Source organism: Hydrogenovibrio sp. JE_KL2, from assembly GCF_009296185.1.
GTDB lineage: Bacteria > Pseudomonadota > Gammaproteobacteria > Thiomicrospirales > Thiomicrospiraceae > Hydrogenovibrio.
Map to the genome: position 1 here is coordinate 121,713 of NZ_WBJR01000002.1, position 14,742 is coordinate 136,454.

The 14,742-nt window shown below is 45.1% G+C and carries 10 protein-coding genes; 5 read left to right on the forward strand and 5 right to left on the reverse strand.

Translation table 11 applies throughout. From position 1 onward, the window contains the following. The first annotated feature begins 80 nt into the window (after positions 1 to 80). Both F8R13_RS04880 and F8R13_RS04885 read left to right on the forward strand, forming a co-directional pair. Entirely contained in the window at positions 81 to 2,222 is a 2,142-nt protein-coding gene (locus tag F8R13_RS04880; RefSeq protein ID WP_152832214.1) for a bifunctional diguanylate cyclase/phosphodiesterase, read from the forward strand. Positions 2,223 to 2,590: 368 nt separating this feature from the next. Then, positions 2,591 to 4,345, forward strand: coding sequence for a DEAD/DEAH box helicase (locus F8R13_RS04885; RefSeq protein WP_152832215.1), 1,755 nt, complete (start codon positions 2,591 to 2,593; stop codon positions 4,343 to 4,345). 74 nt (positions 4,346 to 4,419) lie between these two features. Here the strand turns inward: F8R13_RS04885 and F8R13_RS11760 are convergent, their stop codons facing one another. Beyond that, positions 4,420 to 5,592, reverse strand: coding sequence for a methyl-accepting chemotaxis protein (locus F8R13_RS11760; RefSeq protein WP_305778200.1), 1,173 nt, complete (start codon positions 5,590 to 5,592; stop codon positions 4,420 to 4,422). A 112-nt stretch (positions 5,593 to 5,704) separates the two neighbouring features. Next, positions 5,705 to 6,685 (reverse strand): signal peptide peptidase SppA, encoded by a 981-nt coding sequence (sppA, locus tag F8R13_RS04895; protein ID WP_152832217.1) that lies wholly within the window; start codon positions 6,683 to 6,685, stop codon positions 5,705 to 5,707. Between the two features lie 159 nt (positions 6,686 to 6,844). On the opposite strand from sppA, the gene F8R13_RS04900 reads away from it, so the two are divergent. Continuing rightward, a complete protein-coding gene (locus F8R13_RS04900) occupies positions 6,845 to 8,254 on the forward strand; it encodes a TlpA disulfide reductase family protein (RefSeq protein WP_152832218.1) in 1,410 nt (469 codons plus the stop codon). A 268-nt stretch (positions 8,255 to 8,522) separates the two neighbouring features. Here F8R13_RS04900 and F8R13_RS04905 read toward each other — a convergent pair whose 3' ends face one another. After that, positions 8,523 to 9,623: a TRAP transporter substrate-binding protein gene (locus tag F8R13_RS04905; RefSeq protein ID WP_152832219.1), complete on the reverse strand. Its 1,101-nt coding sequence runs from the start codon at positions 9,621 to 9,623 to the stop codon at positions 8,523 to 8,525. A gap of 344 nt (positions 9,624 to 9,967) precedes the next feature. Here F8R13_RS04905 and F8R13_RS04910 point away from each other — a divergent pair, with 344 nt between their 5' ends. Beyond that, positions 9,968 to 10,306: a HopJ type III effector protein gene (locus tag F8R13_RS04910; RefSeq protein WP_152832220.1), complete on the forward strand. Its 339-nt coding sequence runs from the start codon at positions 9,968 to 9,970 to the stop codon at positions 10,304 to 10,306. A gap of 28 nt (positions 10,307 to 10,334) precedes the next feature. On the opposite strand, the gene F8R13_RS04915 is transcribed toward F8R13_RS04910, so the two are convergent. Next, positions 10,335 to 10,742 (reverse strand): hypothetical protein, encoded by a 408-nt coding sequence (locus F8R13_RS04915; protein WP_152832221.1) that lies wholly within the window; start codon positions 10,740 to 10,742, stop codon positions 10,335 to 10,337. A gap of 115 nt (positions 10,743 to 10,857) precedes the next feature. After that, entirely contained in the window at positions 10,858 to 11,814 is a 957-nt protein-coding gene (locus F8R13_RS04920) for a DnaJ C-terminal domain-containing protein (RefSeq protein WP_152832222.1), read from the reverse strand. Between the two features lie 227 nt (positions 11,815 to 12,041). Between F8R13_RS04920 and F8R13_RS04925 the strand changes: the two genes are divergently transcribed. Beyond that, on the forward strand, positions 12,042 to 14,678 hold the full coding sequence (locus F8R13_RS04925) for a methyl-accepting chemotaxis protein (RefSeq protein WP_172967701.1): 2,637 nt from the start codon (positions 12,042 to 12,044) through the stop codon (positions 14,676 to 14,678). Positions 14,679 to 14,742 lie beyond the last annotated feature (64 nt).

Sequence of the window (14,742 nt, forward strand, 5' to 3'; positions counted from 1 at the left end):
TTCCATTATTACCCCTAAATCGGCTAACATTAGTGGTATTAATCGGTGCATATCATGCAAACTGAATGACGCAAAATTGAATGACAACCCATACCAGCCAATCAATTGAAAACAGTTTACAACAAACCCTTTCTTTTGAGGATGCTTTAAAAATCCTCAACCATTCGGAAAAGGGCGTGGTACTGCTTTCTGAAAAATTCGAGGTGGTCATGGTCAATCAGACCTTGGAACGCTATGGTTGTTTTCAGCAAGAAGCCGACACCAACACCCTGACGTCGGACACTCTCCGCCTCTATGAAGAAAAACGCAAAGGACTTCGCTTCTCACTCTTAGATTGGTTAGCGTCCTGTGCAAGTGCTGATGGCGACAATCATGTCTCCCCTCAACTTTGGCTAAAATCTCCGTCCAACAATGCTCTACCAGTGACTCTGCACCTTGGTCGCATCGAATTTAACAATCGACTTTATTGGCTATTGAGCTTGTCTGACAAGTCCTGGGAACGCCGAGCGGATGCACAGCAAAAGCTAATGAATGCCAATCATACTGGACAATTCATCACCAGCAGCAACGGATTCATAACCCATCCGAATGATGCCTTTCTGAACTTGACCGGACTGGATGCAAACACCCTATCTTCTTTAACCTATATCGACTGGTTAAAAAAACAGGTTTCATTGCAAATGCCGTTCGACAAAGTGATGTCAACACTGCTTAGCCAGCACCATTGGGCTGGAGAAGTTGAAATCTTCACAGAAACGGATGAACAGTTTAAAGCGCAACTGAGCATTTCCATGCTGGTTGACCCCAGAAATAATATTGAACACTTTATCGGCCTGCTTCAGGATTTGACTGAGCAGGAAGAAGCACAGGCCACCATTGAAAAACTCTCGTACTACGACCGTTTGACCGGACTTGCCAATAAGTCTTTATTGCATGATTTGATTGAATCCGCCATTACTCAAGCCGAGGTCAATCAAAGCCAGCACGCACTGCTTTATATCGGTTTGGACGGCGTCAAGATTATCAACGATACTTTCGGACACCGAGCCGGCGATGATCTGCTGGTACAGGTTGCTGAAAAAATCAGTCAAAAGCTATCCCAGTTATCTGATGACACCACTCTGGCGCGACTGGATGGAAGCAACTTTGCCATTCTTTATCACTCGAACAACCAAGACAGACAAACCGTTAAGGAAGAAGTTGAACAATTTTCGGAAGAAATGGTTGATGTCATTCATGGTCGTTACCAACTACCACAAGGCTCGGTACATACTTCCGCCAGTATCGGAAGCTGCATTTTCCCAATTAACGACGACCTGAACTATGCCGCCGACCAAATTCTGAGTTTTGCCGATATGGCGATGTTCGAAGCGAAAAAACAAGGTGGAAATCAGGCGTACTTGTTCGACACGTCTTTGATTGAAAAAGCGCAAAAGCGCCTCGAATTGATCGAAGCCCTGAACCACTCCGAAATGGATGAAGAGTTCCAAATTTACTTCCAACCTCAAGTGGACGGTGACGGTAACGCCGTGTCGGCCGAAACCCTTATCCGTTGGTTCCATCCGGTGTTGGGCGCAGTATCGCCTTCCAAATTCATCCCGGTTGCCGAAGAAGGCCGACAAATCATTAAAATCGGTCTTTGGGTATTACATAAAGCATTCTTGCAAATCAAAGCTTGGAACAAAAACCGTCCCGATTTCCGTATCGCCGTGAATATCAGCCCGGTGCAGTTCCACGAACAAAGCTTTATTGAAATCATTATCGGGCTAGTAAAATTCACTCAAGTGAACCCAAGAAACGTGACTCTGGAGTTGACTGAAGGCGTACTCATCAAAAATGCCAAGTTAGCGATGCAGAAAATTCAGCATTTGGTGTCACTGGGCTTTGAAATCTCCATTGATGACTTTGGCACCGGCTACTCCTCTCTTAGCTATTTACAAAAGCTACCGATTCATGAACTGAAAATCGACCAATCGTTTATTCATCATTTACGGGAAAACCCAGATGATGAGGCCATCGTCAATTCCATCATCCAACTGGCACAAAGCAAAAACCTCAAACTGGTTGCCGAGGGCATTGAAACACCACAGCAAGTCGACACCCTGATCAGCAAAAAACCGGACATCACACTGCAAGGCTATTATTTCAGTCAGCCGATTCCTGCCTCAGACTTTGAAGGCCGCTATGTCACGCCGTCCAACTCTCGAACACACTCTGCATAAAATCTACCAGGTTGGGGTAACCTTTATTTTCGTTATCCTTCCAAATTTCCAATAAATTTGAATACCTTAGCAAAATTTCGAGTACAATACCGCGTGGTTGCTCATTTGGGATTAAAATTGATTGAGCCGGCAAGACAACTTGCCAATAAATGACAACCCCATGTCCAGAATATAATTGGTGACCTAGTAATGTGGGCGGCCACCGTCAAGACTAACTTGCTCTGACAGAACTTTCCTGTCCTCTGTACGTAATAATCACAAACAGAATTAGCCTAGTACCTTATGGAATGTATATTCAGGACATCTCGCAAGCAGCGCATTACAAATGAAACGCTGCCGATATCCAAAACATCCATTTAGGGAACATCATGAATACAGACATTAAGTTTGAAGACCTAGGTCTTGCTACACCCATTTTAAAAACACTGAGCGAAATCGGCTACGAAACGCCGTCACCGATTCAAGCACAAGCCATTCCTGCCATTTTAAAAGGCGGCGACATTCTTGGTATGGCACAAACCGGTACGGGTAAAACCGCTGCCTTTGCGTTACCGATTCTGTCAAAAATCAATTTGAAACAAAAAGACCCTCAAGTGTTGGTGCTAGCACCAACTCGTGAGTTGGCAATCCAAGTTGCAGAAGCCTTCCAGACTTTTTCACGTAACATCAAAGACCTACATGTTCTACCGATTTACGGTGGTTCGGAATACTCCGGTCAGATTCGCGCACTAAAACGCGGCGTGCATGTTGTGGTTGGTACGCCTGGCCGTGTGATGGATCACATCAAAAAAGGCACATTGAAACTGGACGGTATCACCAATATGGTTCTGGATGAAGCAGATGAAATGCTTCGCATGGGCTTTATCGACGATGTCGAGTGGATCTTGAAGCACACCCCTGCTTCTCGCCAAATCGCGCTATTTTCTGCAACTATGCCGAAAGAAATTCACCGTATCGCCAATACTTACCTTAACAATCCTAGCGAAGTCATCATCAAGCAAAAGACATCAACCGCTTCGACCATTGACCAAAAATACTGGTTGGTCAGCGGCCTGCACAAGTTAGATGCTTTGACGCGTATTTTGGAAGCAGAAGAGTTTGACGGTATCATTATTTTCGTCCGCACCAAAACCGCGACTGTTGAACTGGCTGAAAAGCTTGAAGCACGTGGCTATGCTGCCGCTGCTTTGAATGGTGACATCGCGCAAAATCAGCGTGAGCGTATTGTTGACCAACTGAAAGCCGGTAAATTGGACATTCTGATTGCCACTGACGTGGTTGCACGTGGACTGGACGTAGAGCGTATCAGCCATGTTATCAACTACGACATTCCTTACGATAATGAATCTTATGTTCACCGTATTGGTCGTACTGGTCGTGCAGGTCGTAGCGGAACAGCAATCCTGTTCGTTGCGCCACGTGAAAGACGTTTGTTGCGTTCTATTGAACAAACCACCAACAAAAAAATCACGCCAATGGAGTTGCCGTCAACCAAAGACATCAACCAAAACCGTATCCTTCGCTTTAAAGATAAGGTCGTCAATGCGGTGCAAGAAGGCGATTTGAAGCTTTATCAGGAAATGATCGAAAGCATCGAGTCGGAGCACAACATTCCGGCAGTCGAAATTGCCGCTGGTTTGGCAAAGATTCTTCAAGGCGACGTCCCATTCTTCCTGGATGACAAGCCAATCAAGCAAGCGCAATTTGATGACCGTCCAGAACGTGGTGGGCGCGATTCCCGTAACGACCGTGGTGGACGTGATTCCCGCAATGACCGTGGTGGTAACAAAGGACGTAGCCGTCAAGCAGAACCAAACGAAGGTATGGAACGCTTCCGTATTGAAGTGGGTCGTAATCACGGTGTGAAGCCAGGCAACATTATCGGCTGTATCGCCAATGAAGCGGGCTTGGACGGTGAATATATCCAGAAATTAGTGATTGAGGACAATTACAGTCTTGTCGATCTACCAGACCAAATGCCAAAAGACGTTTTCAATGATTTGAAAAATGCATGGGTATGTGGCAAACAATTAAATATTGCCAAAGTTAAAGATGCAGGTGCTCCGAAACGACGTTTGAAAAGCAAGGCCAAACGCCCAAGCGGACCTCGTACCAAAAGCTAAGGTTCAGCAAACCTGAAACAACATCACGGTGTCTTGAAAGCATTCTGTAATCAAGGCCGTGATGACATTAAATATCAAGAGTCGAAAGACGCTCCATTACTCGAAAGACACAGTACACTGCTATCCATCTCAGCAGAAATGGCAATCTTCTCCAAAGCTTGCTGAACATGCTCACTGGCATCTTCCATGGCTTTCAGTGACTCGACACCTTTTACATAATCTCCCAACTCATAAAGTTCCAGCGCACGACTACCTGCTTGATGCACTTGAATATGTGCCGCCTCCAGCTGTGCATAACCATCAAGTTTTGCATAACATTGCACACCTTCTCCCTCGTAATACCACTTGCCCAGACGACAGGATTTATAATCACCCAACTCCGTACTTTTCAGATCAGAAAGTCCCATATAGACCTTATAAATATCCATTTTATAAACCATGTGATCGACCTTCACCGCACTGGTGAAACTACGAAGGGCACCTGCGGAAATCACGCCTTCCATATCCTTGTTGGCACCAATAAGTTTGGAGATACTTTCACCGGCAGCTTCGCTCTGATTTTTCAAGTTAGAGGCCTCACTTGATAAACTGATCATCTGATCTTGAGCGCTCTTAACCTCCGACTGAATCACAGACACCAGCTTGGAAATATCCGATGTCGCCTGCGCGGTTTTGGAAGACAGAACACGAACCTCATCCGCCACGACAGCAAACCCTCGTCCGGCATCGCCCGCTCTTGCCGCTTCAATTGCCGCATTCAACGCCAATAAATTGGTTTGTTCAGAAATATCTTCAATCAGGGACACGATACCGCCGATTTCTTCGGCTCGTTGCTCTAAGGTCGATACCGAGTTAGAAGTTTCGATTGCCGCACGACTTAAAGTGCTGACACCACCTGTGATTTGTTGAAGTCCTTTTTGTGCATCCTTAGAAACCGACAAAGAACTGACAACATCTTCACGACCATGAGAAAGGTTGGAACCCAACAAATTCATACTGGCTTGAAATTTACGGACGCCCTCAGCATAGAAGTCTATTGATTCAAACAATGATTTGGTGACATCCTTTGAATAGACGCCTTCACCACATGATTCTGAACTGGGGGTTAAAGGAATTTTTGACAACTCACCCTCAAGGGTGGCGATTTTTTCTTCACAAATTGCTTTTTCTGCAACTACGGCTGCCAGCTGTTTTTGCGCTTGAGCCAATTCTTCTTTTAATTTTCCGTTGCCGAATATTGAAAACATTAATCCCTCACTAAATGTACTTTTTATTCGGTTAAGCATTAGCACGTACCGTACCAAACTTTCCGCAAATCAAAACCAAAACAAAATAGTGAGGGTTAAAGCGGTGTCTACCTCAAGGCAAGTAAAGGTAATAAGAACCCGGCTTCAATGACAGCGCGGAATCCAACAACCCGGTTTTCATCAGATTCATTTCTATCGGCTTGCTTTGCGCTTGCATGGTTGGGCTATAGGATGTCGCATTCACATTGGTTTCAAAACGGTAACTCACCAGGTCACACACTTTATCGCCCCCCAACTGACAAGCTTGGTTGACCGCATCAGACAGATAACCCAGTGAATCAACCAAACCGGCCTTAAGCGCCTCTTTACCGACATAGACTCTTGCGGTTTCAACGTCTTTCATCGCTTGAGGTGATAGATGGCGTGATGTCTGTACGATATGGTAAAAACGCTGCGCCATTTGATCGACTATAGACTGCATTTCGGCGTCATCTGCTGGTGTAAATTTTCTGAATGGTGAGCCGGTATCTTTCATCGGTCCGGTTTTATAGGTTTTGACTTCTACACCGATTTTCTTGGTCAAATCGACAATCTCTGGAAGCACGGTAATCACCCCAACCGATCCCGTGACCGTAGTTGGATGCGCTTGAATATGGTCGGCCGCCATAGAAATGTAATAACCACCTGAAGCGGTGACATCCATCATCTGAACATAGATTTTTTTGCCGGTACGTTTCTTGAAGGCCATCAGTTCATGATAAAGAATGTCGCTGGTGGTCACGCCGCCACCTGGGCTGTTGATTTTAAGCAAGACGGTTTTGATGCTTTTGTCTTTTTCTGCCAATTTCAGCTGCATCATGACTCTATCCAGTAAGCTTGGAGAGGCGCCAAAAAAGCCTTCGCTCTGCTGATCTGAAATCACGCCCTGGATATTGATAAGCAGAACCTTACCCGTAGCATTCGGTTTCGACTCGATCACCTGTTGCTTCAAAGGTTCATCATAATTAGGCCCGATCTTGATGGTGGCACAACCCGACAAGGTTGCCAGCCCGGCTACCAATATGATTGCTTTCAAAAAACCTAGATTTCTCATCGCCTTTCCCTCTCACTTCTTGCTATCACTGCTCGCAAAACCAACAGGATATTTCAATCCTTTAACACCAAGCTTTTCTGGCAGTATCTATTTAAAGTCTTATAATAAACGATAATGACCATTACAGTTTACTAACTTGAAAGGCGTTAAGGAACCACTATGTCGTTCAATTCTTTCAGCATCCGTTTACACTCACATTTGCAGACACACCTTTTGCACGGACTGTTTACCCTATTGCTACTTTCGGCATCCATGACGACATTTGCCCAAACCGAGCCCGAGAAAAATCTTAAACCGCTGAACCATCACGACTACACGCTTTGGAATAGCTTACCGACCAAAGACCTCAACTTACCGAGTGGCGATACACTGACCGTCACCAATGTCGAATCGAACACGCCTCAAGATAAAAAACGTGTTTATATCTGGATTGGCAACTCCTACCCGCCGAACGACGGCACAGCGCTACTCGCTCAACATTTGAGCAAAACAGGAACGGTCTGGTATCTCGACACCCCAGACTCGATGTTTATCCCTCGAACCAAAACGGCATTACGAAACCTGAAAGGAGACTTTCTTGCCTCCATGTTGGATTTAGCGACCCAGCACTACAAACAAGTGGTCATCATCTCGCTTGAATCCGCAGCGGTTCCGACACTGCGCGGCATTCGTGAATGGCAAGTCACCACTGACAACAAGACAAAAAGAAACCGTTTGAAAAACGTGGTGCTGATGTTCCCGAACATGTATGTTGGCGTTCCGGTTGCGGGTACCGAGCGTCAACTGTTCCCTATCGCAAGCGCGACGGCATTACCGATAACCCTGATTCTGGCAGAGCGAGGCGCTTTAATCAATGAAGTCGATAAAACACTCTTTGCCTTACGTTCGGGCGGTAGTCTGGTACATACTGAGATCCTCAAAGACAGCACCGATGGCGAATTTCATTTCCATAATATGCGTAAGATGGCCAAAGTCACCGCTGATGCCATTGTGCAAGGCGTCGCCGAACAACAAAAGCGGGCAAATAAAGTCGGCTATCACATTGCCAAACTTGAGCCTTCTGAAGCGCTGAAAAATCCGCCTGTCAGTAGCGTGGTTCGCGGTATGAAGCGTTTTGACCCGCCGATTCCTATGCCAAGCAATATCGTGTTGCGAGACCTGGACGGCAATAAAATCGATGTCAAAAAAGATTACAAGGGCAAAGCGTTGTTGATTAATTTTTGGGAAACTTGGTGCCCCCATTGTGTGGAAGAAATTCCCTCAATGAATCGCGCACTAAGACAACTTGATGCTAACCATTTCGCAATGGTTTCCGTGTCTTACCGAGAACCGAAATCCGTCGTCAAACCTTTCACGGAAAAAGTCGCTGTCGATTTTCCGGTATTGTTGGACGAAAAAGGTGAAGTGGCTTCCAAATGGAAAGTATTTGCTTTTCCATCAAGTTTTTTGGTCGATAGAAACGGAATGATTCGTTATAGCATCAACGCTGGCAATATCTGGGATACCGATGAAATGTTAGGTTATCTGAGAAAGATTCAAGATACCAAAGTGGCATCAAAGACAAAATAGAAAGTTGGGATTAAAACGGGTAGGAAAAAAGTCCTTGCTACCGATCCGCCTAAAACACGCACTAATTTTTAGGTTTCCAATAGCAAGGAGGTCGTAAACCAGAGCACTAACACAAATACTTCCATATACTTGCGTCAGTACTCTAAAGTCAACGGTTATAGATTACAGAAACCCGCAACGCATGGTAACTACCCAAACGGGTAGTTTTTGCATTTTTTGTGTGGTTTTTTGTTATTTGTCATGAATAGTTAAGTTTACGAATAAAAACTTACAAATTTCTGGCGCGGATAAAAGCCCCTTCGCCGACATTCGTCCACTGAGTGACTTGCTTCATAAAGGCTTTTTGCGATGCCCACACCTTTGAAGACAGTGGATCAGACGCCGCTTCGGCTTCAATCACTTCTGAAGACAGTTTTTTCAATTCTTTCAACACTTCATCAGGGAAGTAGCGCAATTCGACATTGTGTTTCTCGATAAGCGTTTGTAGCGCCTCTTCATTTCGTGCCGTGTACTCAGACAACATTTCCAAGTTCGCCACTTTCATGGCATTGCGCACGATGCTCTTCAGATCATCCGGCAACGCATTGTATGCCTTCTCGTTGATCATACATTCCATCGTCGTTCCTGGTTCATGCCAGCCTGGCGTGTAATAGTATTTGGTCACTTTGTAGAAACCAAATGCCAAGTCGTTATAAGGACCTACCCACTCAGTCGCATCAATCGCACCCGATTGCAATGAAGGGAAAATCTCACCACCTGGTAGAGAAACCGGAATGGCGCCGGCTTTTTTAAGCACTTCACCACCTAGGCCAGGCATACGCATTTTCAAACCTTTCAAGTCATCCAGCGAGTTGATTTCCTTGTTAAACCACCCCCCCATTTGAGTGCCGGTGTTACCTGCTGGGTTAGGAACTAGGCCAAACGGCTTATAGGCTTCTTCCCATAATTTCAGCCCACCACCGTTATAGAGCCATGCATTCATTTCATCTGCCGTCAAACCAAATGGTACTGTTGAAAAGAATACTGCCGAAGGAATCTTGCCTTTCCAGTAATAAGCACCGGCATGCCCCAATTGTGCATGTCCGCTGGAAACCGCGTCGAACACTTCAAATGCACCGACCAACTCGCCTGCACCATAAACTTTGACATCAATGCGACCACCAGACATCTGATTGATCAACTCAGCCACACGGTTTGCCCCTGTCCCCAAGCCCGGGAAATTCTTCGGCCAGGTTGTCACCATTTTCCAATGTACTGTTTCCATCGGCTTTGCTGCCGCGGGCGCTGCTGACTCTTGCTGACCGCAAGCGGTTAATGCTGTAGTTGCCGTTGCGCCCGCCAGAGCGCCGATAAAATCACGTCTTTTCATGATGTTCCTTTCCGTAAAATCTAAGCTGAATCTTTTAGAGGCCTTTGCACGAGTGGCGCGCGAGGTAAAAAAGCGGAAAAATGTTGCAGTTCAAGGTAGAAAACACCGCCAATAGCGCGCTATTGACAAGTTTTTTAACGCAGAAATGCGGAATTTTAACCTTTTTAGCTGTGAAACCACCTCGTGCGAAGGTCTCTTAAACTAAAAACATTCTAACGATTCCCTCCCGCCTCGCAAATAAAATCTACCAGGTTGGGGTAAATTTGGACTCGCTTGTCGGCTTTCCAAGTAGAATATGCCCTTTGTAAATTGCAGAATATCTCAGTAACACTCAAGGGAAAGCCATGACACCTGAACAACTAATTGAAAAACTAAACCAAAATCCGGTCGATTTTAATGAAGTGATGCAGGTCATTGATACCTATTATGACTTTACGCCAACGCGTTTCGTGAATGGCGAGCAAGTAAATGAAGAAAACACCAATAATGGTTCTTGCAAGTTGCTGGCATTTGGTCAAATGAACCAACTGTCGCAACAAGCGACCTTAAATGCTTTTGGTAAATTTTATACCGAAGAAGTTTTACAAGACCCGCAAAGCGACAGTCACGGCAATATCCGAAACTTCATGAAAAGTGGCTGGCAAGGTGTTCAGTTTGACAACTTTCCACTAACGCAAAAGTAAACCCGTCTTATAGCGAAGTGTTCAATACTCAGCTTGAAAAGTTATTGAGCGCTTCTCTTTCCGCAAGAGACAACACACCGTTTTCCCGGTAGTGTGTCAACACCTTCTCATACATTGCTTGGTACTTTTCTTTTTCTGGCGCAATGATGCTCGAAATCTTAATACCATACACCAGCCCATCATCTGAAAGATCCAACCAACAAACATTCACTTTAGAGAAATAGATGGTTTCCCCTTCGACCTGAATATAACAGTTCTTCAACAGTTGGCCACGGTAGAAATGGAAGGTGCCGTCATCCGCTATAGGATAAGCAACCCCAAAACCACCCAAGCCAAGATTAATCCCTTTTAAGACCTCATTCTTGTGATGAAAACTGAACAGACTCGGAACACGGAGTGATGACCTGTGCTCAAGTTCAAAGGAACATGGGGACACTATAAACACCTAATGCGTAAAATTAAGACAAGAGGCATTGAATATAAGAAAGTTAGTGTGAAATTTCAACCTTTATACAAAAAGAAGCCCTAAATATTTAGGACTCTCGAAAGATTTAGAAATGATGTCTTGGATTGAACGGCAAGGTTTCCGCCATTTTTTCATAGAAAGCTTTGGCTTCTTCCGTATCTGCCGGTGGCGTATGGATTTGAATCAACACATACTGATTCCCCGCTTTATCATCTTTGCCAAGGCCTCGTCCCTTAATTCGCAATTTAGCGCCAGATTGAGTGCCTGCCGGAATATTCATCGCAACCTTACCCTTCAGGGTCGGGACTTGAACTTTCGTTCCCAATGCCGCCTCCCAAGGCGTCAATGGCAGATTCAGGATTACATCATCTCCATCAACCTTAAACAAAGGATGGTTCTGTAGATCCACTTCCAGGTACAGGTCACCGTTTGGACCACCGCCATATCCCGGCATTCCTTGCCCCGTCAGACGAATACGCGACCCTTGTTTCACACCCGCGGGGATTCTCACTTTCAAACTCTTAGGCTGATGTGAAAAACCACCTTGTCGGGTTTGCATAGGCATTTGTATTGTCAAAGACTTCTCCACGCCATGCACAGCGTCTTCCAGAGAAACCAATACTTTTACCGTCTGATCCTCACCTTTTTGCTGGAATTGCTGATGCCCGCCGAAACCACCATGACCACCAGCCTGCTGGAACCCACCGCCGAACAATGAATCAAAAAAGTCCGAGAAGCCACTGGCTCCAGCACCTTGTGCGCCGCCAAAACCTCCGAACCCACCAAACATTTCTTCAAAGCCTGGTGGTGGCTGGAAGTTTTGACCATTATGATAGTTTGGTCCCAACTGATCGTACATCTGGCGTTTTTCTTTATCGCCAAGCACTTCATACGCCTCGTTGATTTCCTTGAACTTGGCTTCATCGCCCGAAGGCTTATCAGGGTGATGTTTCGCAGCCAATTTTCGGTAAGCCTTTTTGACCTCCGCTTCACTGGCACTGCGATCTACGCCCAAAATTTCGTAATAATCCTTGTACTCCATAATCCGTTCAATCTCTTTAATCTTAATAATGTCAAAATATAGCCAAATATTTTGTTTTCAAGGGTTTCAGGCATATTTTGTTGCTATCCAATTTAAATATGTTTAGCATATCGCGTCTAACCTTTACCTCTCAAAGCCAATAACCTTATGTTTTATATGTATTTATCCCTATTTTTTTCTTGTATTATTAAAAACACGTACTTGAGTTCACGCATATCATGGAGGTTATGGCGATGAAAGATAATGGACCTGTCTCTCAAAAACAATATGCCTTACCGGAAGGAACGATTATTGTTTCTCGCACAGATAAGTTTGGCAACATCATCAGTGCCAATGAAGCTTTTATCGAAGCCAGTGGCTATGGTTGGAAAGACCTAGTCGGCCAACCTCATAATATTCTACGCCACCCAGATGTGCCACCCGCAATATTCAAGGATTTTTGGCAAACGATCCAAGCTGGAAAACCTTGGAGTCAGATCGTCAAAAACCGCAGACGAAATGGCGACCATTATTGGGTTGTTGCCAATGCAACACCTATCTTTGAGAAAGGGCAAATCGCCGGTTATATGTCGGTACGCACCCCTGCATCCGATGCGCAAATCAAACAAGCCGAAGTCGCCTATAAAGCAATCGCAGCCGGTAAAGTCGTGCTAGAAGGCGGTGTGCCAAAAACCGCTACTCAAAAATTGGATTTATTATCCAACTATAACCTCACGACACTCACCATTATTATCAGTGCGTTATTACTGACGTCCATTTTCAGCTCCCTTATTATGGAGACGCACAAACAGTGGTTTGAGGCATTTGACGTGTTAATGATTTTGGCGCTAATCGCTCTCAACCTGAACTACAGCAAACGTTTGAAATCTCTGAGCTCGGCCATTACCTCCATTTCGGAAGGCGATTTCTCATACCCAATCAATGTAAAAGGCAACTCCCTCATCAGCCAAACTTTCAATCGACTGAAGTCGATGCAAATCCGCTTGGGAACCGATATTGATGATGTCAAAGAAGCACTGACCAATGCCAGACGAATTGAACTTGCGCTAAAATCCTCCTCTGCCAACGTGATGGTCACCGACCGTTTCCGTAGTATTATCTTCGTAAACGATGCCATCATTAATATGTTCACAGACATTGAACCGGAAATCAAAAGTATTCTGCCGCAATTTGACATCCACAACCTACTGAGACAGAACATCGACATTTTCCACCAAAACCCGCACCATCAACAAAACCTATTGGAAAATCTGAAAGAAACCTTTGAAACACGAATCACCATCGGTCAAATCAAAATTGACTTGGTGGTTAATCCTATTTTCGACGAAAAAGGAAATCGCATCGGTACGGTTGCCGAGTGGAAAAATATGACCGAACAGCTGGCGATTGAAGACAATATCGAACATCTTGTCGCAAATGCTTCCAGCGGCATCCTAAAAGACCGTATTGATACCAACGGCTTAAAAGGCTTTGAGTTGAAACTGTCTAACTCCATCAACAATTTGTTGGAAAGCTTCTCCTCCATTACTCAAAACTTGAGCAGCATCCTTTCCAGTATGAGTGATGGCGACCTGACCGGACGCATGAACATTGAGGTTGAGGGCGAAGTACTGGCCATGAAAACGGCCATCAACAATGCGTTACGAAATATTGAGCTGACACTAGGAAAAGTGAAGCAAGGTTCATCGGAAATCGGCGGTATGTCAGAAGAAGTAGCTCAAGCCAGTGAAGATTTATCGGAAAGAACTCAACAGCAAGCCGCTTCTTTGGAAGAAACCGCTGCCAGTATGGAACAATTGACTGCCACCATTCAACAATCTGCCGAACACACCGAGAAAGCCAACCAGCTAAGTCATGTTGCTGGCACAGAGGCTTCCGAGGGGATTCAAGTCATGGCAAAAACCATTGAAGCCATGCAAAGCATCAACGAAGTCAGTCAAAAAATCGGGGACATCACTAGTGTCATCGACAGCATTGCCTTCCAAACCAACTTGTTGGCATTGAATGCCGCGGTAGAAGCCGCACGCGCCGGCGAACATGGTCGTGGTTTTGCGGTCGTCGCCGGAGAAGTACGATCACTCGCACAAAAATCTGCGGAATCTTCCAAAGAGATTTCTCAACTGATCAATACCGCAACCGCTCAAATCAAGACAGGTACGGAATTGGTAGAGAAAACCAATGAAGTCTTCTCAAACATGGTGAACCAAATTCGAGAAGTCGAAAACCTGGTACAGGAAATTTCGACCACAACGAACGAGCAGGCTAGAGGCGTCAACCAAATCAACACCGCGATCACGCATCTTGACCAGATGACTCAACAAAACGCCGCTTTGGTGGAGCAACTTTCAGCAACCGCCGGAAACATGAGCGAACAAGCCCATAATCAGGAACAGTTCGTCAACCGCTTCCAAATCAGTAAAAACGCAGACATCCATGCCACACACAGTCTCGGCTTAGCGAATCTTGATTTTGAAGATGCCAAACAGAAACACCGCGCTTGGAACGTTAAACTTGAAAACCTGATGTCCGGTCTCAAAACGGATATCAATAAAGAAACTGCTCGTAGAAACGACCAGTGCGCTTTAGGTAAGTGGTTAATAGGCGATGGTAAGAAATACAGTCACATTCCTCAAATGCAGCAACTGGTTGAAAATCACAATCAAATGCATATGGAGGTTGGTAAAACATTGGATGCATACGACATCGGTGACAAAGAAACCGCTGCCACTCACAAAAACAAGGTTCAGCAGATATCACACCAAATCATTGCATTGCTTGATGCGGTTGAGACAGAGGTAAAAAATGAATCTTCCGCCCCTTCAAAAAGACCTCCTCTCTTAGAAGAGGGGGAACAAGAGTACTAAAACAAAAAGAGGCCATTACGGCCTCTTTTTTATCACAGTTTTTTGTACTGATTAGATTGTTTAA

Excerpts from the sequence above, each read along its gene's own strand:
- F8R13_RS04880 (WP_152832214.1), top strand. The coding sequence starts at position 81 with ATGACAACCCATACCAGCCAATCAATTGAAAACAGTTTACAACAAACC.
- F8R13_RS04885 (WP_152832215.1), top strand. The coding sequence starts at position 2,591 with ATGAATACAGACATTAAGTTTGAAGACCTAGGTCTTGCTACACCCATT.
- F8R13_RS11760 (WP_305778200.1), bottom strand. The coding sequence starts at position 5,592 with ATGTTTTCAATATTCGGCAACGGAAAATTAAAAGAAGAATTGGCTCAA.
- sppA (WP_152832217.1), bottom strand. The coding sequence starts at position 6,685 with ATGAGAAATCTAGGTTTTTTGAAAGCAATCATATTGGTAGCCGGGCTG.
- F8R13_RS04900 (WP_152832218.1), top strand. The coding sequence starts at position 6,845 with ATGTCGTTCAATTCTTTCAGCATCCGTTTACACTCACATTTGCAGACA.
- F8R13_RS04905 (WP_152832219.1), bottom strand. The coding sequence starts at position 9,623 with ATGAAAAGACGTGATTTTATCGGCGCTCTGGCGGGCGCAACGGCAACT.
- F8R13_RS04910 (WP_152832220.1), top strand. The coding sequence starts at position 9,968 with ATGACACCTGAACAACTAATTGAAAAACTAAACCAAAATCCGGTCGAT.
- F8R13_RS04920 (WP_152832222.1), bottom strand. The coding sequence starts at position 11,814 with ATGGAGTACAAGGATTATTACGAAATTTTGGGCGTAGATCGCAGTGCC.
- F8R13_RS04925 (WP_172967701.1), top strand. The coding sequence starts at position 12,042 with ATGGCGATGAAAGATAATGGACCTGTCTCTCAAAAACAATATGCCTTA.